Genomic DNA, 23,990 nt, shown 5'->3' on the forward strand with positions numbered 1-23,990 from the left:
TGGGTCACAGCACCGGGCCCGCGGTGCGGGTCGTCCCCTGCTACTTCGTCCACTCCGCCCACGACAGGTTCCAGCCGTTGAGCCCGTTGGACGGGTCCACCGTCGGGTCGGTCGAGTTCTTCACGACCACCACGTCGCCGACCATCGAGTGGTTGAAGAACCACGCGGCCGGCACCCCGCTGTCGTAGCCGCCGCGCACGTCGCGCAGGCCGATGCAGCCGTGGCTGGCGTTGTAGTTGCCGAAGGCGTCGCCGCCCCAGTAGTTGCCGTGCACGAAGGTGCCCGAGCCGGTCAGGCGCATGGCGTGCGGCACGTCCTTGATGTCGTACTCGCCGTCGTAGCCGACGGTGTCGCCGTTCATCCGGGTCACCGTGAACTTCTCGCTGATGACCATCTGGCCGTTCCAGGTGGCGTAGCCGGGCTTGCCGGTGGTCACCTTGAGGGTCTTGACGACCTTGCCCTCCTGCATGACCTTCATCGTGTGCTTCTTGGCGTCCACCACGGACACCTGGTTGCGGCCCACGGTGAAGGACACGGTCTTGGACTGCTTGCCGTAGACGCCCTCGCGGCCCTCGACGCCGTCCAGGTCCAGCTTCACCGTCACCTTGGTGCCGGCCTTCCAGTACTGCTCCGGGCGGAAGTCCAGCCGGTCGTTGCCGAACCAGTGGCCCTGTACGTCGACCGCCGGCACGGTGGTGACCTTGATGGCCTTCTCGACGGCCTCGGGGTGGGTGATGCCCCGGGTGAAGCGGACCGAGAACGGCATGCCCACGCCTACCGTGGAGCCGTCCTCCGGCGTGAAGGTGCCGATGAAGGTGTTGTCCGGCGTCAGCGTGGTGAAGGAGGAGTCCTCGGCGGCCGTGCGGCCCGCGGAGTCCTTGGCGACCGCGTGCACCTGGTACTTGGTGGCGGCGGCCAGGTGCGTGGCCGGCGCCCAGCCGGTGCCGTCGGCGGTGATCGCGCCGGCCACCGCCGCGCCCTTGTCGTCCTTGACGACGACCTCGGTGAGCTTGCCCTTGGCCGCGCCCACCTTCAGCGCGCCGCTGGTGTCGACGGAGGTGGCGCCGTCCTTCGGCGCGATGGTGACGACGGCCTCCGACTGCCCGCTCGCCGCCTGCGCGGAGGGCTTGCCCTTGCCGTCCTGGGCAGCGGAACCGGCGTCCGGCCCGTCGCCCCCGCCGCACGCCGTCACCGCCAGCAGCAGACCGCCGACGGCCAGCGCCAGCCGCCCCCCGCGGCGCGCGTGGGCCGACGCCCCCGATATCACGTACACGTGTTTCTCCCCTCGCCGGGCCCTCAGGGCCCGCGCCCCTGCGCGTCTCCCGCGCGCACTGGCGCATAGTAACCACAAGGTCAGGGGCGTGGCCGGGCCGGGAATGTCACCGTTCCGTCCCAACTCCGATCACCGGGTGGGGGTCGTGTGCCGAAGCTGTGCGCGCAGCGCGTTCAGGACGCGTTCACGACGCGTTCAGGGTGTGACGGGGTTCGTCGGGGGTGCCTCGGGGGTGCGTCGGGTCTGCGTTCGGGGGTCAGTTCACCGCGCTGCCCGCGACCCACTCCTTCCAGCTCATGTTCCAGCCGCCGAGCCCGTTGTCCGGCGCCACCGTCCGGTCCTCGCTGTGCACGACCTCCACGACGTCCCCGATCAGGCTCCGGTCGAAGAACCAGCCCGCCGGCGTGCGCGCGCTGCCGCCCTTGACGTCCCGCAGCCCCACGCACCCGTGGCTGACGTTGACCTTCCCGAAGGCGTAGGGCGCCCAGTAGTTGCCGTGCAGGAAGGTCCCCGACTCGGTCAGCCGCATCGCGTGCGGCACGTCGGGGATGTCGTACTCGCCCTTGCCGTCGGCCTTCTTGAACCCGACCGTGGCCCCGTTCATCCGGGTCACCTCGAACATCTCCGTGACGACCATCCGCCCGTTGTACGTGGTGGTGTCCGGGGCGCCCGCCGTGATCGGCACCGTCGCCACGAGCCGTCCGTCGCGCCGCACCTGCATGGTGTGCCGGGCCGCGTCCACGAGCGAGACCTGGTCGCGCCCGACGGTGAAGGAGAACGCGCGCTGCTGGAGCCCGTACACCCCGGGCGCCCCCTCGACGTCACGCAGCCGCAGCGCGACGGTGACCCGGGTGCCGGGCCGCCAGTAGTCCTCGGGGCGGAAGTCCAGCCGGCCCCTGCCGAACCAGTGCGGGCGCACCCGCACGGCCGGCGACGCGGTGACCCGTACGGCCCGCTCCACGGCGGCCCGGTCCTCGATCTCCCGGTTGAAGCGCAGCGACACGATCATGCCGGTGCCCACCGTCGAGCGGTCGTCCGGGGTGACGTAGGCGACGAAGCGCTCGTCGGGGACGCGCGTCGTGAACGAGGTGTGCCGGGCCGAGCGGCGGCCGTCGCCGTCCACGGCCACCGCGTCCACCGCGTAGCGGGCGGCGAGCGCGAGCCGGTCCTCGTCCGGCGCCCAGGTCAGCCCGTCGCGCGACACCCGGCCGGGCACCTCGCTCTCCCGGGCGTCCTGCACGCGCGTCACCCGCACCGACTCCAGCCGCCCGTCCGGCACCCGCACCCGCAGCCGCTGTCCGGTGCGCACGCCCCGGGCGCCGTCGTCCGGGGTGACCCGGATGACGTCCCCGGCCGGGGGCGGCCCGCCCAGCATCCGGTCCAGTCCGCTCCTGCCGTCCCCCGTGCAGCCGCTCGCCCCGGCGAGGAGTGCCGCCCCCGTCACCACGGCGGCCAGTGCGGTCCCCACGCGTCGCGCGCGCCCAGTTTCGTGCCTCACGAGGAACCCAACGACGGGGTGCGCCCCGGGGAAACGTGAGTGCGACGCAACCTCTGGGCAGAACAGGGGGAGGACGACGCGACGCGGGGCCGGGCCGGGACGCCGGACCACCGTGGCCACGCCGTACCAGGAGCCGACCGAAGGGGCTGAACGGTGTCCAGCGCAGCCGAGCAGGAGGCCGTGGCGGAGGGGCGTTCCACGCCGGCCGCCGTGGTGAACGGGGACCGGCGCAGGACCCCCGGGGTGCCGGTGTGGCCGGGAGCGTCCACGCCGCTCGGCGCCCGCTTCCGGGCCGGCCCGGACGGGGTGGCCGGCACCAACTTCGCCCTGTGGGCGGGCGGCGCCGAGGCGGTCGAGCTGTGCCTGTTCGACGAGCGGGGCCGCGAGACCCGCGCCCGGCTGACCGAGCTCACCCACGAGATCTGGCACGGCTTCGTGCCCGGCGTCATGCCCGGCCAGCGCTACGGCTACCGGGTGCACGGCCGCTGGGACCCGTGGACCGGCGCCCGCTGGAACCCGGCCAAGCTGCTCCTCGACCCGTACGCCCGCGCCGTCGACGGCGAGTTCGGCCTGCCGCCGGAGGTGTACGGGCACGTGCGCGACTGGCCCCAGCAGCAGGTCGCCGACACCGTGCGCGACGAGCGCGACTCCGCGCCGCACGTCCCCAAGGGCGTGGTCGTCCATGACGACGACGACTGGGCCGACGACCGCCGCCCCAAGACCCCGTGGGCCGACACGGTCCTCTACGAGCTGCACGTGCGCGGCTTCACCCGGCTCCACCCCGGCATACCCGAGGAGCTCCGCGGCACCTACGCCGGGCTCGCGCACCCCGCGGCGATCGAGCACCTGGTGAAGCTCGGCGTCACCGCCGTGGAACTCCTCCCCGTCCACCAGTTCGCCCACGAGGACCACCTGCTGCGCCGCGGGCTGCGCAACTACTGGGGCTACAACTCCATCGGCTACTTCGCCCCGCACGCCGGCTACGCCTCCTCCGGGACGACCGGGCAGCAGGTCGGCGAGTTCAAGCGGATGGTGCGCGCCCTGCACGCGGCCGGCATCGAGGTCGTCCTCGACGTGGTCTACAACCACACCGCGGAGGCGGGCGAGCTGGGCCCGACCCTGTCCCTGAAGGGCATCGACAACCGCGGCTACTACCGCCTCCAGCCGGACGCCCGCCGGTACGCGGACTACACCGGCTGCGGCAACACCCTGCACGTGGTGCAGCCGCACGTGCTGCGGCTGATCACGGACTCCCTGCGGTACTGGGTCACCGAGATGGGCGTCGACGGCTTCCGCTTCGACCTCGCCGCCGCGCTGGCCCGCTCCATGCACGACGTCGACATGCTCTCCCCGTTCCTCGCGGTCATCGCCCAGGACCCGGTGCTGCGCCGGGTGAAGCTGATCGCCGAGCCCTGGGACGTCGGCTCGGGCGGCTACCAGGTGGGCGCCTTCCCACCGCTGTGGACCGAGTGGAACGACCGCTACCGCAACACCGTCCGCGACTTCTGGCGCCACGCGCTGCCCGACGTGCGGGAGATGGGCTACCGCCTGTCGGGCTCCAGCGACCTGTACGCCTGGGGTGGCAGGCGCCCGTACGCCTCGGTGAACTTCGTGACCGCCCACGACGGCTTCACCCTGCGCGACCTGGTGTCCTACGAGCGCAAGCACAACGAGGCCAACGGTGAGGGCAACCGCGACGGCACGGACGACAACCGCGCCTGGAACTGCGGCACCGAGGGCGAGACCGACGACGAGCGGATCCACGCGCTGCGCCGCCGCCAGCTGCGCAACCTGCTGACCACCCTGCTGCTGTCCACCGGCGTGCCCATGCTGGTCGCGGGCGACGAGCTGGGCCGCACCCAGCGCGGCAACAACAACGCCTACTGCCAGGACAACGAGATCAGCTGGATCGACTGGAGCCTGCTGGAGGACCCCGGCTGGAAGGCGCTGTTCGACCTCACCTCCCGGCTGATCGCGCTGCGCCACCGCCACCCGGTGCTGCGCCGCCGGGCGTTCTTCTCCGGCCGCCCGCACTCCGCGGACGGCCTGCGCGACCTGGCCTGGTTCACCGCCCGGGGCACGGAGATGACCGAGGACGACTGGTACGCCCCCGCGGCCGGCCTCGGCATGTACCTCTCCGGCCGGGACATCCCCGGCCGTGACGACCGGGGCGCGACCGTCGTCGACGACAGCTTCCTCGCCGTGCTGCACGCGGGGGAGCGCCCGGCGTCGTTCGCGCTGCCGGGCCCGCCGTGGGCGGAGGAGTACGAGCTGGTCGTCGACACCTCCCGGGAGGACCAGGCGGGGGAGCCGGGCGTCACGCACCCCGCGGGGACGGCGATCACCGTGCCGGCGCGGTCGGTGCTGCTGCTGCGGGTGCGGTGAGCCGAGCGGCGCGATGAGCCGAGCGGCGCGGTGAGGCCGAGCGGTGCCGTGAGCCGGCAGGGTCGGTGAGCCGACGGGGGCTTTCACACCGTACGCGAGGGTGAATCAGCCGATTTCACACCCTTTGCCCCTTAAATGGTGCGGGTGACTCCCACCGACCGTCGTGCCGCGCTGCGGGCGGGTGCCGGGCTGGTCGCCGCCGGGGCGTTCGCCCCGGCGTGCGCCGCGCCCGACGCCGACCGTTCCGTGTCCACGTCACGCACGTCACCCGCCCCGCCCACGCTCACCGCGGCCCGCGTCCCCACCCGCGCCGCCCCCGCCCCCCGCGCCTTCCCCGGTCAGCCCGCCCAGATCGGCCACGGCCCCCGGGACCGGCCCCGCGTCGCCCTCACCTTCCACGGCCAGGGCGACCCCGCCCTCGCCCGCGCGCTGCTCACCGAGGCCGAGCGGCACGGCGCCCGGGTCACCGTCCTCGCCGTCGGCACCTGGCTGGACGAGCACCCCGAGCTGGCCCGCCGCGTCCTCGACGGCGGCCACGACCTCGGCAACCACACCCACCGCCACATCGACGTCAACGCCCTGCCCGAGGCCGCGGCCCGGGACGAGATCACCCGCTGCGCCGAGCGGCTGCGCCGGCTCACCGGCTCGATCGGCACCTGGTTCCGCCCCTCCCGCGCCGCCCGCGCCTCCCCGCTCGTCGAACGGCTGGCCCGCGCCGCCGGCTACCCGCACGTCCTGTCGTACGACGTGGACTCCCGCGACTTCACGTCCCCCGGCGGCCCCGCCGTCACCCGGCAGGTCCTCGGCGAGGTCCGCAACGGGTCCGTGGTGAGCCTGCACTTCGGCTACCCGGACACGCTCGCCGCGCTCCCCGCCGTCCTCGAAGAACTCGGCCGCCGCCAACTGCACGCGGTCACCACCACGGAGCTGCTGAGCTGATGCACGCACACCCCACACCCGCACCCGCCCTGCGCCGCGCCCTGGCCGCCGGCTGCTGCCTGCTCGCCCTCGCCGCCTGCGGCACCCAGGGCCGGGACCACGCCACCGGCCACGCGGCCGGCGGGACGACCAAGGCCGCCGCCCCCGCCGGGACACCGGCCGCCACCCCGGCCGTCGCCAAGGGCCTGCCCGGCATGCCGCCCCTGCTCGACCCCCGGGACGTCTACGCGGCCGACCGGCCGGGCCGGCTGTCCCCGGTGGTCAAGGACTTCCCCTCCCGGGTCTACGTCCCCAACACCGAGTCCGACACGGTCACCGTGATCGACCCGAAGACGTACAAGGTCGTCGAGACGATCCCGGTGGGCCGCCAGCCCCAGCACGTCGTGCCGTCCTGGGACCTGAAGACCCTGTGGGTCAACAACGACCGCGGGAACACGCTCACCCCCATCGACCCGCGCACCGGCAAGGCGGGCAAGCCGGTCGACGTGCACGACCCGTACAACCTGTACTTCACGCCGGACGGCAAGTACGCCGTGGTGATGGCCTCCCTGGACCGCGAGCTCGTCTTCCGCGACGCGCACAGCATGAAGCGGGTCAGGACCGAGCCGGTGACCTGCTACGGCGTCAACCACGCCGACTTCTCGGCCGACGGGCGGTACTTCATCGTCTCCTGCGAGTTCAGCGGCGAGCTGCTGAAGGTCGACACCGCGAGGATGAAGGTGGTGGGCCAGCAGAAGCTGCCGTTCAAGGGCGCCATGCCGCAGGACGTCAAGGTCTCCCCGGACGGCAAGCGCTTCTACATCGCCGACATGACCGCCAACGGCGTGTGGGTCCTCGACGGCGACACGTTCGCCCCGCCCGCGTTCCTGCCCACCGGCAAGGGCTGCCACGGGCTCTACGTCAGCCGCGACTCGCGCGAGATGTACATCTCCAACCGGGGCGAGGGCACCGTCTCCGTCTTCGACTTCACCCGCAACGCGCTGACCAAGAAGTGGCGGCTGCCCGGCGGCGGCAGCCCCGACATGGGCGGCGTCTCCGCCGACGGCAAGGTCCTGTGGCTGTCCGGCCGGTACGACGCCGAGGTGTACGCCATCGACACCCGCACCGGCGCCCAGCTCGCCCGGATCAAGGTCGGCAGCGGCCCGCATGGGCTGGCCGTCTACCCCCAGCCGGGCCGCTACTCCCTGGGCCACACCGGCGTCTTCCGCTGACCCCCCCGCGCGGCGCCCCGCGCTCAGGCGTCCGGGCGCCGCAGCAGCAGTTCGGCCCCCACGGGCCGGTAGCCTGCCGACTGGAACGCCCGCAGGCTGCGGGCGTTCCCCGGCGCCACCTGGGCCCACAGCGGCTCCCCGGCCAGGTGCCGGGCGGCGGTCACCAGCAGCCGCCCGAGCCCCCGCTCCCGTACGTCCTCGTCGATCTCGACCGAGACCTCCAGCCGCCCCGCGACCCCGCGCCCGGTCACCAGCACCCCGCCGTCCGCCGTCCACGCGCGCACGTCGTCGCGCCGGCCCCGGGCGTACCCGACCCGGGGGTGGTCGGCGTCCTCGATCTCCTTCAGCGGCAGCGGCGGCCCGCCCGGCAGCGGGGAGCCGACCAGCACCGCGTCGACCGTCTCGCAGCCGCGCCCGGTGCGGTCCATCAGGGCCGCCAGGAACCGTGGGTTCATCGTCGCGGCCAGCGGGTCGCAGTCCAGGCCGGCGAGCGTGTCGCGCACCCAGCACGGGTCCTCGTCGGTGAACACCACGGAGTGCGCGGTGAAGGACAGCACCCCCGCGTCCCGGTCGGAGGGCTGCGGCAGCACCGTCGTACGGCCGTCCGCCGGCGGGAAGACGCCCCGGGCCGCCGCGTCCAGGATGCCGCCCAGGGTCCGCCCCACCACGCGCTCCTCAGGTCCGTCCACGCGGCCGCCGCGGCCGCCCGCCCAGCCTCCCAGACCCGCTCCGGGGGACGGCAGGGTCCCCCGGGCCGTTAATCTGACCTGCGGCACTACGCCAGCACGACATGACACACGCGAGCAGAAGCGACAAAAGGGGCGGATCGGTGGCGGACATCGAAGCAGCGCGCAAGGAGTTCCAGCGGATCGACACGGACGGGGACGGCTTCATCACCGCCGCGGAGTTCAAGACCGCCCTCGCACAGGGCGGCGACTGGAACGTCACCGAGTCGGTCGCGGAGGTCCTCATCAAGACCCGTGACCTCAACGGGGACAAGGTCCTGTCCTTCGACGAGTTCTGGACCTACCTGAACAAGTGACGCGGCGCACGGGGGCCTCCGGCACACGCCCGGAAGGCCCCCCGCTTGCCGCCCCTCACGGACGCCGGGCGATCCGCACGCTCCAGCGGCCCCCGTGCCGCTCCAGCTCCAGCGGCAGGTCGAAGCACGTGCCGACCCGGTCCCCGGTGAGCACCCCGGCCACCGGCCCCTGGGCCAGCGCCCGCCCGTCCCGCAGCAGCAGCGCGTGCGAGGTGTGCGGCGGCAGCTCCTCCAAGTGGTGGGTGACCAGCACCGTCGCCAGCCGGGGGTGCGCCGTCCGCAGCGACGCCAGCGCCTCGATCAGCTGCTCCCGGCCCGGCAGGTCCAGGCCCGTCGCCGGTTCGTCCAGCAGCAGCAGCCGGGGCTCGGGCATCAGCGCGCGGGCGATCAGCGTCCGGCCGCGCTGACCCTGCGACAGCGTCGGCCAGCGCGCTCCGCTCAGCGCGGCCAGCCCCAGCGTCCCGATCAAGTCGTCCGCCCGCCGCTCCTGTTGCACCGTCGGACGCCAACGGGGCAGTCGCGCCACCGAGTTGGTCACCCCCGTCAGCACCACGTCCCGCAGCCGCAGCGGCTCGGTCAGCGGGTGCCGCGGGTCGACGTGACCGACGTCCGCGCGCACCTCCCGTACGTCCACCCGCCCGAGCCGCCGACCCAGCACGTCGACGGAGCCCCGGGACGGATGGGTGCGCGCCCCGAGCAGGCCGAGCAGGGTCGACTTCCCCGCGCCGTTCGCGCCGAGCAGCGCCCAGTGCTCGCCGGTCCGCACGGTCAGGGACACCTCCCGCAGGATCGGCCGCCCGTCCCGCACCACGTGCACGTCCCGCGCGCACAGCACCACGTCCTGCGGCAGCGCGTTCACCGCAGCGCCCCGTTCACCGCCGACAGCACCGCCCGCACGCCCGCCTCCAGCGCCGTCGCGCCCTCGCCCGCGCCCCAGACGGCGACGCCGTCGACCCGGCATTCGGCGAAGGTGAGGCCCCCGCGCTCGACGACCTCCAGGACGTCGACCGCGCGCCCGGTGCCGCCCGCGAGCGCGTCGGCGAAGGCGGCCGCCGGACCGGCGCCGGTGCCCTGGTGGTCACCGCTCGTGCGCTCGCCGGTCGTGCCGTCGTCCGTCTCCAGGGTGCACGCGAACCGGTGCCCGTCCGGGCCGTCCGGGTGGCACGACCAGGAGGCCAGCCGGACCGGGCCCCCGTCGAAGTGGGCCGCCCGGAACAGCCCGTACAGCTCCTCGGGGGTCGCCTCCCGCCCGCTGTCGTCCGTCACCCGCTGCACGACCCGGGCGAACTGCGGCCGCATCCGCTCCGGCAGGTCCACCCCGTGGTGCACGCGCAGCAGGTACGCCACCCCGCCCTTGCCCGACTGCGCGTTGACGCGGATCACCGCCTCGTACGACCGGCCCAGGTCGGCCGGGTCGATCGGCAGGTACGGCACCTCCCAGGGTGCCTCGTTCTCCGGGACCCCCGACTCGGCGGCCCTGCGGGCGTGGTGGGCGAGCCCCTTGCTGATCGCGTCCTGGTGGGTGCCGGAGAACGCGGTGTGGACGAGGTCACCGGCGTACGGGTGGCGCGGGGGCACCGGGAGCCGGTTGCAGTGCTCCACGGTCGCCCTGACCCGGTCGATGTCGCCCAGGTCGAGCTGGGGGTCGACGCCCTGGGTGAAGAGGTTGAGGGCGAGGGTCACCAGGTCGACGTTCCCGGTGCGCTCGCCGTTGCCGAACAGGCAGCCCTCCACCCGCTGCGCCCCGGCCAGCAGGGCGAGTTCGGCGCAGGCGACACCGGTGCCGCGGTCGTTGTGCGGGTGGACGGACAGCACGACCGCGTCCCGGCGGGCCAGGTGGCGGTGCACGTACTCGATCTGGTCGGCGTAGACGTTCGGGGTGGCGATCTCGACGGTCGCCGGGAGGTTGTGGGTGACCGGGCGGTCCGGGCTCGCGTCCCACAACGCGGTGAGCCCGTCGCACAGTTCGAGGACGAAGTCGGGCTCGGTGAGGTTGAAGGTCTCCGGCGAGAACTGGAACCGGACCCGCCCGTCGTCCCCGGCCCGCCGCGCCATCCGCTCGGCGGCCGCGCGCACCGTCCGCGCCACCTGCGCCCGGCCGCGGCCGAGGACCACGTCCCGCCACACCGGCGAGGTCGCGATGTACAGGTGCACCACGGCCCGCGGGAGCCCGGCGATCGACTCGAAGGTCCGGTCGATCAGGTCCGCGCGGGCCGGGGTGAACACCACCGGCGTGACGTCGTCCGGCACCGCCCCGTCGGTCACCAGGTGCCGTACGAAGTCGAAGTCGGCGCAGCTCGCGGACGGGTAGCCGACCTCGATCTCCTTGAACCCGGTGGCGACCAGCAGGTCGAAGAAGCGGCGCTTGCGGCCCGGGTCCATCGGCTCGGCCAGCGCCTGGTTGCCGTCCCGCAGGTCCACGGGGACCCACAGCGGGGCCCGGCGGATCCGGGCGGAGGGCCAGGCCCGCTCGGTGACGGGCACGTGGACGCGCTCGTCGTAGGGCCGGTAGCGGTGGTGGGGCATGCCGCCGGGGCGCTGAGGGTTCCAGGCGGGCGGGGGAGGCGTCGGGCCCGGCGCGGGGACCCCCGGGCTCGTGGGGGTCGCGGTGCTCGCGGTGCTCGCGGTGCTCGCGGGACTGATCGGGGTGGTCATCTGCGGTCGCTGCCTTCGTCTGGTCGGACGGTGACCGGCAGCACGGCGTCCCGCGGCGGGGTGCCGGTCGCGTCAGGCCCCGCCGCGGCAGCCGAGAAGGAGACCGCGGAGCGTCATGGGCGGTACGCTACGCACACCTCAGCTCCTCAGACAAGTGGGTTCCGGATGCCGGAGCCCCGCCCCCCGAAGGGTGGTGACCACCGTGCCCCTGGGCTCCGTCCGTCCCAGTCCCCTGGTCGAACAGGCCGCCGCCCGCCTGCGCGAGCAGATCACGAGCGGCGCGTGGCCCGTCGGCACCCGGCTGCCCGGCGAGACCACCCTCGCCCGCGAACTCGGCGTCGGCCGCTCCACGGTCCGCGAGGCGCTGCGTGCGCTGGCCGGCGCCGGGCTGGTGCGGCCGCGGCAGGGCGCGGGCGTCTTCGTCACCGCGACCGAGCCGGCCGAGGACTGGCCCACGCGCCTGCGCCGGGCCGCCGTCACCGACGTCTACGAGGTCCGCACGGCCGTCGAGGTCCACGCGGCCCGGCTCGCCGCGCACCGCCGCACCCCGGACGACATCACGGCGATGGAGCGCGCCCTGGCCGGCCGGCTGGCCGCGGCCGACGCGGACGACACGGCCTTCGTCGACGCCGACATCGCCTTCCACGCGGCCGTGGTCGCCGCCGCGCACAACCCCGTACTGGCCGACCTGTTCCGCGAGTTCACCCCCGTCCTGCGCGACGGCCTCACCGACCTGCTGACCCTGACCACCCTGCGCACCGAGGACCCCGCGACGGGCCACGACGCCCACGCGGCCCTGCTGCGGGCGGTGGCGCGGGGGGACGCGGAGGAGGCGGCGCGGATCCTGGGGGCCGAGCTGGAGGACCCGTTCGGCGGGGCCCGGGGGTAGCGGGCCGAACGTCGTCACCCGTTCGCCCCGCCTGCGGAATACCCCGCGCACCCCCGGGGTTGAGCCCCACCAGGAAGATGCACGTGCAAGCAACCTGGAAGGGTCCGGCATGAAGATCGGCATCATCGGTGCGGGCAACATCGGCGGCAACCTCACCCGGCGGCTCACCGCCCTCGGCCACGACGTCTCGGTGGCCAACTCCCGTGGCCCGCACACGCTCACGGAGCTGGCCGAGGAGACCGGCGCGACCCCGGTCAGGGTCGAGGAGGCGGCCCGCGGGGCGGAGGTCGTGGTGGTCACGGTCCCGCTGAAGGCGGTGCCGGACCTGCCCCGGGGGCTGTTCGACGAGGCGGCCGACGACGTCGCCGTCATCGACACCGGCAACTACTACCCGCAGCAGCGCGACGGCCGGATCGCCGGCATCGAGGACGAGGGCCTCACCGAGAGCCGCTGGACCGAACGCCACCTCGGCCACCCGGTCGTCAAGGCGTTCAACGGCACCTACGCCCAGGACATCCTGGACCGCCACCGCCCGGCCGGGGCCCCCGACCGCGTCGCCCTGCCCGTGGCCGGCGACGACGAGGCCGCCAAGGCGAAGGTCCGGGCGCTGATCGACGAACTCGGCTTCGACACCGTCGACGCCGGCGGCCTCGACGACTCCTGGCGCCAGCAGCCCGACACCCCGGTGTACGGACTGCGCGGGGGCGTGGCCGACGTGCGGAAGGCCCTGGACGAGGCGAGCCCGGAGCGCCCGGCGGCCTTCCGCGGCTGAACCGCCCCCACCGTGCGCGAACGGCCCGCCGGACACCCGCGCCGGGGTGCCCGGCGGGCCGCACCCGCGCGGACGGCCCCGGCCGGGTCAGGCGCTCCCGGCCCAGGACAGCAGCGCGGCCTTGCTCGCGAAGTGCGCGACGTCCTTGTCCACCGGGTCGTCCGTGTACTGGTGGAAGCGCCACGCGGCCTTGATCCGGGGCCGGCCGGCGCTCACGTAGTCGGCGATCCAGAGGCCGTCACCGGCGTACGACGTCGTGTCGACGTTCAGCCAGAAGCTCCGGTTGCAGTAGAGCAGCACCCGGTTGTCCGGCCGGAGCTCCTTCAGCCTGCGCAGGAAGCGGTCCTTCTCGGCGGTGGAGGCGTGGGTGCCCTCCCCGGTCGTCTCCCAGTCGACCGCGAGGAGGTCACCGGGCCGGTCGGGGGCCTTGGACAGGAAGTACTCCGCCTGCGCGGTGAGGTTCCCGGGCCACAGGAAGTGGTAGAACCCGACCACCAGCCCGGCGTCCCGGGCCCGCTTGACCTGTGCGGCCAGCCGGGGATTGGTGTAGCTGCGCCCCTCGGTCGCCTTGACGAAGACGAAGGAGAGGCCGTCGGTGTCGTAGGAGGCGGACTGGTACGCGCTGACGTCGATGCCACGGAGCATGCGGGGAGCTCCTCAAGGGTGAGTGGGGCAAGGGGAGTTGTTGATGCCCCACCCTGGCACGCGCGACTCCTCGGGTCCCGGGCTCAGCACTCGATGATGTTCACCGCCAGCCCGCCGCGGGCCGTCTCCTTGTACTTGACGGACATGTCCGCGCCCGTCTCCTTCATCGTCTTGATGACCTTGTCCAGGGACACCTTGTGGGAGCCGTCGCCGCGCATCGCCATGCGGGCCGCCGTGACCGCCTTGACCGCGGCCATGCCGTTGCGCTCGATGCAGGGGATCTGCACGAGGCCGCCGACCGGGTCGCAGGTGAGGCCGAGGTTGTGCTCCATGCCGATCTCGGCCGCGTTCTCGACCTGCTCCGGGGTGCCGCCGAGCACCTCGGCCAGCGCGCCCGCCGCCATCGAGCAGGCCGAGCCGACCTCGCCCTGGCAGCCCACCTCGGCGCCGGAGATGGACGCGTTCTCCTTGAAGAGCATGCCGATCGCGCCCGCGGCGAGCAGGAAGCGGACCACGCCGTCCTCGTCGGCGCCGGGCACGAAGTCCAGGTAGTAGTGCAGGACCGCCGGGATGATGCCCGCCGCGCCGTTGGTCGGGGCGGTCACCACGCGGCCTCCGGCCGCGTTCTCCTCGTTCACCGCCATCGCGTAGAGCGTGATCCACTCCATGGCGTGGGCCAGCGGCTCGCCCTCGGCGCGCAGCTGCCGCGCGGTCACGGCGGCCCGGCGGCGGACCTTCAGACCGCCCGGTAGGATGCCCTCGCGGCTCATCCCGCGCCCCACGCACTCGCGCATGACCCGCCAGATCTCCAGCAGGCCGGCCCGGATCTCGTCCTCGGTGCGCCAGGCGCGCTCGTTCTCCAGCATCAGCGAGGAGATCGACAGGCCGGTCTCCTTCGTCAGCCGCAGCAGCTCGTCGCCGGTGCGGAAGGGGTACTTCAGCACCGTGTCGTCGAGCTTGATCCGGTCCTCGCCGACCGCGTCCTCGTCGACGACGAACCCGCCGCCCACCGAGTAGTACGTCTTGGTCAGCAGCTCCGTGCCGTCGGCGTCGTGCGCCCATACGGTCATGCCGTTGGCGTGGTAGGGCAGCGCCTTGCGGCGGTGCAGGACCAGGTCGTCGTCGAAGGCGAAGGGGACCTCGTGCTCGCCGAGCAGCCGCAGCCGTCCCGTCTCCCGGATGGCGGCGACCCGCTCGTCGGCCGTCTCCACGTCCACCGTGCGCGGGGAGTCGCCCTCCAGGCCCAGCAGCACCGCCTTCGGGGTGCCGTGGCCGTGGCCGGTCGCGCCCAGCGAGCCGTACAGCTCGCAGCGCACCGACGCGACGGAGGGCAGCAGCCCCTCGTTGCGCAGGCGGCGCACGAACATGCGCGCGGCGCGCATCGGGCCGACCGTGTGGGAGCTGGACGGGCCGATGCCGATCGAGAACAGGTCGAAGACCGAGATGGCCACGGGTGACTCCTCAATACGGGGGGTGGTGCGAGATGCCTGCCGGGTGCCCCGCCCTCTCACGAGTGTGCGGGGCGCCCGGCGGAAACGGGAACTACTGGCCCAGAGCGGGGTACAGCGGGTGCTTCTCGGCCAGGGCGGTGACCCGGGCCTTGAGGGCCTCGGCGTCGTAGGACGGCTTGAGCGCCTCGGCGATGACGTCGGCGACCTCGGTGAAGTCCTCGGCGGTGAAGCCGCGGGTGGCGAGGGCGGGGGTGCCGATGCGCAGGCCCGAGGTGACCATCGGGGGCCGCGGGTCGTTCGGGACGGCGTTGCGGTTGACCGTGATGCCGACCTCGTGGAGGCGGTCCTCGGCCTGCTGCCCGTCGAGCTCGGACTCCCGCAGGTCGACCAGCAGCAGGTGCACGTCGGTGCCGCCGGACAGGACGTTCACCCCGGCCTCCCGGGCGTCCGCCGCGGTCAGCCGTTCGGCGAGGATGCGGGCGCCGTCCACGGTGCGGCGCTGGCGCTCCTTGAACTCCTCGGAGGCGGCGACCTTGAAGGAGACGGCCTTCGCCGCGATCACGTGCTCCAGCGGACCGCCCTGGAAGCCGGGGAAGACGGCGGAGTTGAGCTTCTTGGCGAAGTCCGTGCCGCGGGCCAGGATGATGCCGCCGCGCGGGCCGCCGAGCGTCTTGTGGGTGGTGGAGGTCACCACGTCGGCGTACGGCACGGGGTTGGCGTGCAGCCCCGCCGCCACCAGGCCGGCGAAGTGGGCCATGTCCACCCACAGGTACGCCCCGACCTCGTCGGCGATCCGGCGGAACTCCGCGAAGTCCAGCTCGCGGGGGTACGCCGACCAGCCGGCGATGATCACCTTCGGGCGGTGCTCCTTGGCGAGCCGCTCGACCTCGGCCATGTCGACCAGGCCGGACGCGTCGTCCACGTGGTAGGCGACCACGTTGAACTGCTTGCCGGAGAAGTTCAGCCGCATCCCGTGGGTGAGGTGGCCGCCGTGGGCGAGGTCCAGGCCGAGGATGGTGTCCCCGGGCTGGGCCAGCGCGAACAGGGCCGCCTGGTTGGCGGAGGCGCCGGAGTGGGGCTGGACGTTGGCGTAGGCGGCGCCGAACAGGTCCTTGACCCGGTCGATGGCGATCTGCTCGGCCACGTCGACGTGCTCGCAGCCGCCGTAGTAGCGGCGGCCGGGGTAGCCCTCGGCGTACTTGTTGGTGAGCACCGAGCCCTGGGCCTCCATCACCGCGAGCGGCGCGAAGTTCTCCGAGGCGATCATCTCCAGCGTGGACTGCTGGCGGCGCAGCTCGGCGTCGACCGCGGCGGCGATCTCCGGGTCGAGCTCGTGCAGGGGCGTGTTCAGAACAGACATGCGATGGTCCTCAGCCCTCAGCCGGCGGTGAAGGCGGTGTAGTCGTCGGCGGAGAGCAGGTCGTCCGGCTCGTCCGTGACCCGTACCTTGAACAGCCAACCGCCCTCGAACGGGGCGGAGTTGACCAGTGCCGGGTCGTCCACGACGTCCTGGTTGACCGCGGTGATCTCACCGGAGACGGGCGCGTACAGCTCGCTGACCGACTTGGTGGACTCCAGTTCGCCGCAGGACTCGCCCGCGGTCACCGTGTCACCGACCTCGGGGAGCTGGACGAAGACGACGTCGCCGAGCGCGTTGGCCGCGTGCTCCGTGATGCCGACCGTCGACACGCCGTCCTCGGCGGCCGACAGCCACTCGTGCTCCTTGCTGTAGCGCAGCTGCTGGGGGTTGCTCATGGCCTGAATTCTCCTGTACGCGGGGGAGTGCTGGTGAAGAGGGGACTGCCGGCGGCACGCGTGACCTGCGGACCTGTGTCCGAGGTCACGCCCGGGCGCCGGGGCGCGGGCACCGGGACGCGAGCGCCGACGGCACCGCTGCCGCAGGCCCACGGGCGCCTGCGGCACCCGGACCGACGGAGCACGGGCGCGTCGCCGCGCGCCCAGTGTCTACTTCCGGCGCTTGTAGAACGGCAGCGCCACGACCTCGTACGGCTCGTGGCTGCCCCGGATGTCGACGCCGACACCCGCCGTGCCCGGCGCGGCGTGCGCCGCGTCGACGTAGGCCATGGCGATCGGCTTGCCCAGCGTGGGCGAGGGCGCGCCCGAGGTGACCTCGCCGATCACCGCGCCGTCCGCGACCACCGGGAACCCGGCGCGCGGCACGCGGCGGCCCTCGGCGACCAGGCCGACCAGGACGCGCGGCGGGCTGGACTCGGCGCGTGCGGCGGCCTCGGTGAGCGCCTCGCGGCCCACGAAGTCGCCCTCCTTGTCGAACTTCACCACCCGGCCGAGCCCGGCGTCGAAGGGGGTAAGCTCCGCGGTCAGCTCGTGCCCGTACAGCGGCATGCCCGCCTCCAGGCGCAGGGTGTCCCGGCAGGACAGGCCGCAGGGGACCAGCCCGGCGCCCTCGCCGGCCTTGGTGAGCGCCTGCCACAGCTCCACGGCGTGCTCCGGCTTCACGAACAGCTCGAAGCCGTCCTCGCCGGTGTAGCCGGTGCGGGCGATCAGGGCGGGCACCCCGGCGACGGTGCCGGGCAGGCCGGCGTAGTACTTCAGGCCGTCGAGGTCGGCGTCGGTGAGCGCGGCGAGGATGCCGGGCGACTGAGGGCCCTGGACGGCGAGCAGCGCGTAGGCGTCGCGGTCGTCGCGCACCTCGGCGTCGAAGCCGGCCGCCCGCTCGGTCAGCGCGTCCAGCACGACCTGGGCGTTGGAGGCGTTGGCGACGACCAGGTACTCGGTCTCGGCGAGCCGGTAGACGATCAGGTCGTCCAGGATGCCGCCGTCGGCCTGGCAGATCATGGTGTAGCGGGCGCGGCCGACGCCCACGGAGGCGATGTTGCCGACCAGGGCGAAGTTCAGCAGGGCGGCGGCCTGCGGGCCGGTCACGGCGATCTCGCCCATGTGGGAGAGGTCGAACAGGCCCGCCCGGGTCCGCACGGCGAGGTGTTCCTCGCGCTCGGAGCCGTAGCGCAGGGGCATGTCCCAGCCGGCGAAGTCGGTCATCGTCGCGCCGAGGGCACGGTGCACGGCGTCGAGCGCGGTACGACGGGGTTCGGTACTGCTCATCGGTCGGTCGTCTCCCAGGGCATACGGGACGGGGGCGAGGAACGTTCCTCCCCATCTGTCATCGGAACCTGAGAGGTTCGCCGTGATCCCCGCGGGGAGTGGTCACGGCTTGCACCTTGGGTGGGGCCGCCGGTCGGGGCGGCCCGCTTTTCAGATGTGCCTCGCCCGCGCGGTAACGGGGCCTGAGAGATTCAAGGGAGGGACTTGCTCCTTCGGCGCCCCGGGCGGTCCAGAGGGGACCCGGGGACTCTCCCGCGCGGATTCAAACGGCCGGTATGCAGTTGGCGGGCTCATCATTGCACGCCGGGGCGGCGGGCGGCAGGCCGGATCTGTAACCGGCTTGTGGCGGTACGCGCATACCGCCGTGAGCCACCGGGCATTACCTTCTCTTTACGCAGGGCGGGGAGGGGACCGACACCCGGCCCCCAGGGGAGGACGATCACGGTGGACAGGACCACGGCGTACGCGAGCACCCCAGCGGTCGCGCTGCCCGCGCAGGGCACCGCACCGTCCCGCACGTCCCGGGCCGAGGAGCGCGTCCCGGTGGTGCGGGACCTGCGCGACCGGGCCGGCCATGGGCCGCGCGCCCTGCTCTTCGGGCCGCACGACCTGGTCGTGATCACCGGGCTGCCCGGCAGCGGCAAGTCCACGCTGATGCGGCGCGCGGCCGGCGGCCGGGGCGTCGACTCCCAGGACACCCGCGACCGCTGGGACGCGCGCCTCGCCGGCGTCCTGCCGTACGCCGTCTACCGCCCGCTGGTGCGCCTCGCCCACTACGCCGGGCTGCGGCGCGCGGTGCGTTCCGGCGAGGGCCTGGTGGTGCACGACTGCGGGACGCAGAGCTGGGTGCGCGCCTGGCTGGGCCGGGCCGCCCGCCGCCGGGGCGGCGCGCTGCACCTGCTGCTGCTCGACGTCCCGCCCGGCACCGCGCTGGAAGGCCAGCGTGAGCGCGGCCGGGGCGTCTCGCGCTACGCCTTCCTGCGCCACCGCCGGGCGGCCGCCCGGCTGCTGCGGGCGGTGGAGCGGGGCACCCTGCCCGACGGCTGCGCGTCGGCGGTCCTCCTGGACCGGGCCGCGGCGGACGCCCTGACCCGGATCGGCTTCACCGGCTGAGGGGCCGGGCGCTCCCCGCCCGCCGGGCCCGCCGGCCCCGAACGGCCACCCGCTAGCCTTTTCAGCCACAGCAGAGCGAGCCCAGCAGGCGGTAGGCAGACCATGGACTTCCCGGCGGACGTGCCCGCACCCTTCCCGGCCCGGCCCCACCCGCAGCCCCACGGCGGGTGGCCCGGCAACGAGCTGGAGGAGGTGCTCTCCGCCTCGCTCGGTGTGCCGGGCGCGGGCGGGCGGATCGTGGAGGTGCTGGGCCGCAGCTTCGTCTGGGTGCCGCTGCCCAACGGCGGCGGCCCGCACAGCGGCCCCCTCGACCTGCCCACGCTGGAGCTGGACGGCCAGGCGTACGTGCCGGTGTTCAGCTCCGAGGAGCAGTTCCGCCAGGTCGTCGGCGCGCACATGGCGTACGCCATCGCCCCGGCCGTGGAGTTCGCGCGGGGCCTGCCCCCGCAGGTGGGCATCGCGGTCAACCCGGACGGTGTGGTGGGCGTCCCGCTGCCCCCGCCCGCGGTGGCCGAGCTGTGCCGGGCGGGCCGCACGCCGCTGGACGGGTTCGCGAGCGGCGGACGGGTGCGGCTCTTCGAGCCGGACTGGCAGGACGACCCGGTGGACTTCCTGTCCGCGGCGTCGGCCGAGTTCGGCGCGACGGGCGTCGTGCTGACGGCCCGCCGGTGCCTCGCCGCCATCGAGACCGCCGACCCCGTGCTGTTCGTCGGCGTCGAACTCTCCGCGTGGGACGGCGACCTGCGCGCCGTGCCCCAGGACGCCCTCGGCCGCGCGCTGGGCCGGGTCCCGGTGCGGTGGCCGGTCAACCTGATCCTGCTGGACGTCGCCCAGGACCCGGTGGGCGACTGGATGAAGGCCCAGGTGCGCCCGTTCTACACGGCCGGCGCCTGACCGCGGGCGGGGCCGGCGCACCCCCCGGTACCGCACAAGTCGCCCCTCGGGAGGCGGCCGTGGCGGGCGCCGCCACTTAAGCTGTTCCCCTATACGAGTCCTCAGCGAAGGGGCGGTAACAGGTGAGCGCGAGCGGCACGGCCGCGACCGGCCAGGTCGAGCACATGCTGCGCCAGGTCACGCCCGGGCGTTACGACGCCTACGAGGCGCTGCTCCGCGCCCTCGCCACCCCGTCCACCGGCCAGGTCTGGATGCTGCTCTGGCGCGGCCAGGCGGGCTCCCCGGACGCGCAGTACGGCGCGATGGAGGTCGACGGCCACGGGTACGCCCCGTGCGTGACCTCGGCCCAGGAGCTGTCGGCCAGCGGCTGGAACCGGTCGTACGAGGTGATCGACGGTCTCGAGGCGGCCCGCGCGCTGTACCCGGACCACCTCGGGCTCTGGCTGAATCCGCACGCCCCGGGTGGCGGCGTCGGCATCCCCTGGCTCGACCTGCGGCGGATCGCCACCGGCCTGGAGCGCCAGCCGGCGGGCCCGCTGCGGCTGTCGGAGCCGGCCGTGGAGATCCCGCAGTTCTACGCCCTGCTCGCGCAGAACGCGCACCGCACCCCCGCCGTGCGCACCCTGCGCCGCGCGTGGGTGCAGCCGGCCCTCGGCGCGCCGTACCTCACCATCGGCCTGGACGTGTACGACGCCGGCCCGGCGTCCGTGGACGCGGTGCGCGCCATGATGCAGCGGTCCGTCGGCGCCGTGCCCGACGGGCTCCCGGTGTCGACGGTGACGATGACCGACGACCACGACCCGGTCGTGCTGTGGATGCGGGCCCAGGCGCGGCCGTTCTACGACCGTGAGGCGCACGTCCCGGCGCTCCCCGCGGCGCCCGCCCAGGCGCCGGCGGCGGGCTACGGCTACCCCCCGCCCGCACGGTACTGAGCGGCGGCGACCCGATGACCTTACCCCTGACCGACCTTCATCCAGCCATTGAGGGTCTGCGCGCGTAGAGTGGGGCGGTTGCTTCCGTTTGCGTAGCAAGTGTCCGAATTTGCACGCGTCCGGGTGGCGTTACCCACCGTCCGGATAACGGAATACATCAGCGCGTATCACGTTTACGCATCCTTTCACCGCCAAGTCTGGCTACAGATCGCCAAAGCGTTGAAGACTCCGGCTCCAGGGGTGTTCGCCCCTGTGTACGACGGACTGATCACGCCGCTACAGCGGCAAGTGCGGGCCGGCCACCGCCGGTTGAGAGGGGTCCCTGCCAGATGACGGCACCATTGCACGAGCCGACCGCGGAAGCGGCCCCGAGCGCGGCCGAGGAAGCGGCGGTCGCCAGCGCCGACGCGAAGGCCGTACAGGGACGCTCCTTGGGCCGGATCGCCTGGGAGCGCCTGAAGCGGGACAAGCTGGCCCTGACGGGCGGTGCCGTGGTGCTCCTGCTCATCGCGCTGGCCCTGCTCGCCCCGGTGATCACGAGCCTGCTGGGCCAGGACCCGAACGCGTACCACGAGAACCTGATCGACCCCCTGTTCGGCACGCCCACCGGCTCGCTGGGCGGTGTCAGCGGCGACCACCTGCTCGGTGTCGAGCCGGTCAACGGCCGTGACATCTTCGCCCGCATCCTCTACGGCGCCCGCATCTCCCTGCTGGTCGGCTTCCTGTCCGCCCTGGTCGCCGTCGTCCTCGGCACGATCCTCGGCATCCTGGCCGGCTTCTTCGGCGGCTGGGTCGACTCCCTGATCAGCCGCGTGATGGACGGTCTGCTGGCCTTCCCGCAGCTGCTCTTCATCATCGCCCTGGTGTCCGTGATGCCGAACGAGATGCTGGGACTGACCGGCACGGGCGTGCGCGTCTTCGTGATGATCCTGGTCATCGGCTTCTTCGGCTGGCCGTACATCGGCCGCGTGGTGCGCGGCCAGACGCTCTCGATGCGTGAGCGCGAGTACGTCGAGGCCGCCCGGTCGCTCGGCGCCGGCCGCCTCTACATCCTGTTCAAGGAACTGCTGCCCAACCTGGTCGCCCCGATCATCGTGTACACGACGATGATGATCCCGACCAACATCCTCACCGAGGCGGCGCTGAGCTTCCTGGGCGTGGGCGTCAAGCCGCCCACCGCGTCCTGGGGCCAGATGCTCTCCAGCGCGCTGGACTACTACGACTCGGACCCGATGTACATGGTGGTCCCCGGCGTGGCGATCTTCATCACCGTTCTGGCCTTCAACCTCTTCGGCGACGGCGTGCGGGACGCGCTGGACCCGAAGGGCTCCCGCTGAGCCGGCGGACCTGCAACGTCCCGTGGCACCTGACACGGGGTCTCTCATCAAATCCGGAGGATCCGAGATCGTGACTACCCAACGCACCTCAGGGCGGCGTAAGCAGGCCTTGGCCGCTGCGGCCGCGGTCGCTGCGCTGCTGACCACGGCGGCGTGCGGCGGCGGTGGCGACGACGACGGCGGTTCGAAGAACGGCGCCGCCGGCTTCGACGCCGCGAACAACAAGGTTGCCCAGGCCTCCGCGGTCAAGAAGGGCGGGACCCTGAAGTTCGGCGGTGCCCAGGACGCCGACTCGTGGGACACCACGCGTGGTTACTACGGCTTCATGTGGAACTTCGCCCGCTACTACAGCCGTCAGCTCGTCACGGGCAAGACGGAGCCGGGCAAGGGCGGCGCCCAGCTCACTCCGGACCTCGCCACCGGCCTCGCCAAGGTCACCGACGACGGCAAGACCTACACGTACACCCTGCGTGACGGTGTGACGTGGGAGGACGGCAAGCCGATCACGTCGAAGGACGTCAAGTACGGCATCGAGCGCGTGTGGGCCCAGGACGTGCTGTCCGGCGGTCCGACGTACCTCAAGGAGGTGCTCGACCCCAAGGGCACGTACAAGGGCCCGTACAAGGACACCTCCGCCGACAAGCTCGGCCTGAAGGCGATCGACACCCCGGACGACAAGACCATCGTCTTCCACCTCCCGCAGGCCAACTCCGACTTCGAGGAGATCCTGGCCCTGGTCTCGGCCTCCCCGGTCCGCCAGGACAAGGACACCAAGTCGAAGTACGGCCTGAAGCCGTTCTCCTCCGGCCCGTACAAGTTCGAGTCGTACAGCCCGGGCAAGAGCCTGACGCTGGCTCGCAACGCGAGCTGGAAGCAGGCCTCGGACCCGGTCCGCAAGGCCTACCCGGACAAGATCACCGTCACGTTCTTCTCGAACGCCAACGAGCTGGACCAGCGCCTGCTCAACGGTGACCTGGACCTGGACATCAACCAGACCGGCATGTCGCCGCAGGGCCGCACCACCGCCCTGAAGCAGCACAAGGCCAACCTGGACAACCCGGTCTCCGGCTACGTCCGTTACGCGGTCTTCCCGCAGAGCGTGAAGCCGTTCGACAACGAGCACTGCCGCAAGGCCGTGATCTACGGCGCCGACCACGTGTCGCTGCAGACCGCGCGCGGTGGCCCCGTCGCCGGTGGCGACATCGGCACCAACATGCTCCCGCCGTCCGTCCCGGGCGCCGAGGGCCAGAAGTACGACCCGTACGAGCTCAACGGCGCCAACAAGAGCGGCAACGTCGCCAAGGCCAAGGAAGAGCTCAAGGCCTGCGGCCAGCCCAACGGCTTCAGCACCACGATCGCGGTCCGCAACAACAAGCCGGTCGAGGTCGCCACGGCCCAGTCGCTCCAGGCGTCGCTGAAGAAGGTCGGCATCAACGCCCAGATCGACCAGTACGACGGCTCCCAGACCGCCGGCATCATCGGCAGCCCTTCGAACGTGAAGAAGAAGGGCTACGGCATCATCATCATGGGCTGGGGTCCGGACTTCCCGACCGTCCAGGGCTTCGGTCTGCCGCTGTGGGACAGCAAGTACATCCTGCAGAGCGGTAACAACAACTACGCGCTGATCAACGACAAGGCGATCGACGGCCTCTTCTCCCAGTACGTCACCACGCTGGACGACGCGGGCAAGGAGAAGATCGCCACGGAGATCAACCACAAGGTCATGGAGGGCGGTTACTACCTGCCCTTCGTCTTCGAGAAGTTCATCAACTGGCGCTCGGACCGACTGGCGAACGTGTACACGTCCGACAACTACAGCGGCATGTACGACTTCGTGAACCTCGGTCTGAAGTCCGCCTCCTGACAACCG

The 23,990-nt window shown here is 73.0% G+C and carries 21 protein-coding genes and 2 riboswitches; of the genes, 11 read left to right on the top strand and 10 right to left on the bottom strand.

From position 1 onward, the window contains the following. Positions 1-40 precede the first annotated feature (40 nt). Together E4U91_RS24085 and E4U91_RS24090 are read right to left on the bottom strand one after the other, a co-directional pair. Positions 41-1,273 carry a L,D-transpeptidase gene (locus E4U91_RS24085; protein ID WP_137308762.1) on the bottom strand — a complete coding sequence of 411 codons (1,233 nt, stop codon included), beginning with the start codon at positions 1,271-1,273 and terminating at the stop codon, positions 41-43. Positions 1,274-1,529: 256 nt separating this feature from the next. Beyond that, a complete protein-coding gene (locus E4U91_RS24090; protein ID WP_137308763.1) occupies positions 1,530-2,771 on the bottom strand; it encodes a L,D-transpeptidase in 1,242 nt (413 codons plus the stop codon). Between the two features lie 153 nt (positions 2,772-2,924). Here E4U91_RS24090 and glgX point away from each other — a divergent pair, with 153 nt between their 5' ends. The 3 genes from glgX (at position 2,925) to E4U91_RS24105 (ending at position 7,306) form a co-directional block, all read left to right on the top strand. Next, complete coding sequence (glgX, locus tag E4U91_RS24095; RefSeq protein ID WP_137308764.1) at positions 2,925-5,156, top strand: glycogen debranching protein GlgX; 2,232 nt, start codon at positions 2,925-2,927, stop codon at positions 5,154-5,156. A gap of 135 nt (positions 5,157-5,291) precedes the next feature. Next, positions 5,292-6,095, top strand: coding sequence for a polysaccharide deacetylase family protein (locus tag E4U91_RS24100; RefSeq protein ID WP_137308765.1), 804 nt, complete (start codon positions 5,292-5,294; stop codon positions 6,093-6,095). Continuing rightward, positions 6,095-7,306 carry a YncE family protein gene (locus tag E4U91_RS24105; protein ID WP_137308766.1) on the top strand — a complete coding sequence of 404 codons (1,212 nt, stop codon included), beginning with the start codon at positions 6,095-6,097 and terminating at the stop codon, positions 7,304-7,306. Before E4U91_RS24100 ends, E4U91_RS24105 begins: the two co-directional genes overlap by 1 nt. A gap of 23 nt (positions 7,307-7,329) precedes the next feature. On the opposite strand, the gene E4U91_RS24110 is transcribed toward E4U91_RS24105, so the two are convergent. Beyond that, positions 7,330-7,971 (bottom strand): GNAT family N-acetyltransferase, encoded by a 642-nt coding sequence (locus tag E4U91_RS24110; protein ID WP_137308767.1) that lies wholly within the window; start codon positions 7,969-7,971, stop codon positions 7,330-7,332. Positions 7,972-8,135: 164 nt separating this feature from the next. Here E4U91_RS24110 and E4U91_RS24115 point away from each other — a divergent pair, with 164 nt between their 5' ends. Next, positions 8,136-8,348: an EF-hand domain-containing protein gene (locus E4U91_RS24115; protein ID WP_137308768.1), complete on the top strand. Its 213-nt coding sequence runs from the start codon at positions 8,136-8,138 to the stop codon at positions 8,346-8,348. Positions 8,349-8,403: 55 nt separating this feature from the next. Here E4U91_RS24115 and E4U91_RS24120 read toward each other — a convergent pair whose 3' ends face one another. Both E4U91_RS24120 and E4U91_RS24125 read right to left on the bottom strand, forming a co-directional pair. Further along, positions 8,404-9,198, bottom strand: coding sequence for an ABC transporter ATP-binding protein (locus tag E4U91_RS24120; RefSeq protein ID WP_241678884.1), 795 nt, complete (start codon positions 9,196-9,198; stop codon positions 8,404-8,406). A gap of 5 nt (positions 9,199-9,203) precedes the next feature. Beyond that, positions 9,204-11,003, bottom strand: coding sequence for a 2-isopropylmalate synthase (locus tag E4U91_RS24125; RefSeq protein WP_137308770.1), 1,800 nt, complete (start codon positions 11,001-11,003; stop codon positions 9,204-9,206). 202 nt (positions 11,004-11,205) lie between these two features. Between E4U91_RS24125 and E4U91_RS24130 the strand changes: the two genes are divergently transcribed. Next, on the top strand, positions 11,206-11,892 hold the full coding sequence (locus E4U91_RS24130) for a FadR/GntR family transcriptional regulator (RefSeq protein ID WP_137310982.1): 687 nt from the start codon (positions 11,206-11,208) through the stop codon (positions 11,890-11,892). A gap of 31 nt (positions 11,893-11,923) precedes the next feature. Further along, positions 11,924-12,664 carry an NADPH-dependent F420 reductase gene (locus E4U91_RS24135; protein WP_338326706.1) on the top strand — a complete coding sequence of 247 codons (741 nt, stop codon included), beginning with the start codon at positions 11,924-11,926 and terminating at the stop codon, positions 12,662-12,664. An 87-nt stretch (positions 12,665-12,751) separates the two neighbouring features. Here E4U91_RS24135 and E4U91_RS24140 read toward each other — a convergent pair whose 3' ends face one another. From E4U91_RS24140 to gcvT, 5 genes are all read right to left on the bottom strand, one after another. Continuing rightward, entirely contained in the window at positions 12,752-13,309 is a 558-nt protein-coding gene (locus E4U91_RS24140) for a glycoside hydrolase family 25 protein (RefSeq protein ID WP_137308772.1), read from the bottom strand. An 83-nt stretch (positions 13,310-13,392) separates the two neighbouring features. After that, entirely contained in the window at positions 13,393-14,760 is a 1,368-nt protein-coding gene (locus E4U91_RS24145; protein ID WP_137308773.1) for an L-serine ammonia-lyase, read from the bottom strand. Positions 14,761-14,851: 91 nt separating this feature from the next. Then, on the bottom strand, positions 14,852-16,120 hold the full coding sequence (glyA, locus tag E4U91_RS24150; protein ID WP_137308774.1) for a serine hydroxymethyltransferase: 1,269 nt from the start codon (positions 16,118-16,120) through the stop codon (positions 14,852-14,854). Between the two features lie 17 nt (positions 16,121-16,137). After that, positions 16,138-16,515: a glycine cleavage system protein GcvH gene (gcvH, locus tag E4U91_RS24155; RefSeq protein ID WP_137308775.1), complete on the bottom strand. Its 378-nt coding sequence runs from the start codon at positions 16,513-16,515 to the stop codon at positions 16,138-16,140. Between the two features lie 210 nt (positions 16,516-16,725). After that, positions 16,726-17,844 (bottom strand): glycine cleavage system aminomethyltransferase GcvT, encoded by a 1,119-nt coding sequence (gene gcvT / locus E4U91_RS24160; protein WP_137308776.1) that lies wholly within the window; start codon positions 17,842-17,844, stop codon positions 16,726-16,728. A gap of 45 nt (positions 17,845-17,889) precedes the next feature. Then, positions 17,890-18,004: riboswitch (glycine riboswitch) on the bottom strand. Next, positions 18,005-18,109, bottom strand: a riboswitch (glycine riboswitch). Positions 18,110-18,288: 179 nt separating this feature from the next. Between gcvT and E4U91_RS24165 the strand changes: the two genes are divergently transcribed. The 5 genes from E4U91_RS24165 to E4U91_RS24185 all read left to right on the top strand — a co-directional run bounded on the left by E4U91_RS24165 (position 18,289) and on the right by E4U91_RS24185 (position 23,984). Beyond that, positions 18,289-18,957 carry an AAA family ATPase gene (locus E4U91_RS24165; RefSeq protein WP_137308777.1) on the top strand — a complete coding sequence of 223 codons (669 nt, stop codon included), beginning with the start codon at positions 18,289-18,291 and terminating at the stop codon, positions 18,955-18,957. A gap of 102 nt (positions 18,958-19,059) precedes the next feature. Further along, complete coding sequence (locus tag E4U91_RS24170; protein ID WP_137308778.1) at positions 19,060-19,851, top strand: enhanced serine sensitivity protein SseB; 792 nt, start codon at positions 19,060-19,062, stop codon at positions 19,849-19,851. 122 nt (positions 19,852-19,973) lie between these two features. Then, entirely contained in the window at positions 19,974-20,783 is an 810-nt protein-coding gene (locus E4U91_RS24175) for an enhanced serine sensitivity protein SseB C-terminal domain-containing protein (protein WP_137308779.1), read from the top strand. A gap of 329 nt (positions 20,784-21,112) precedes the next feature. Further along, the gene (locus E4U91_RS24180) at positions 21,113-22,120 is read left to right on the top strand and encodes an ABC transporter permease (protein WP_137308780.1); all 1,008 of its coding nucleotides are present in this window, start codon (positions 21,113-21,115) and stop codon (positions 22,118-22,120) included. A gap of 70 nt (positions 22,121-22,190) precedes the next feature. Continuing rightward, positions 22,191-23,984: an ABC transporter substrate-binding protein gene (locus tag E4U91_RS24185; RefSeq protein ID WP_137308781.1), complete on the top strand. Its 1,794-nt coding sequence runs from the start codon at positions 22,191-22,193 to the stop codon at positions 23,982-23,984. Positions 23,985-23,990: the final 6 nt, after the last annotated feature.

Origin of the sequence: Streptomyces lasalocidi (assembly GCF_005280215.1) — a bacterium.
GTDB lineage: Bacteria > Actinomycetota > Actinomycetes > Streptomycetales > Streptomycetaceae > Streptomyces > Streptomyces longwoodensis.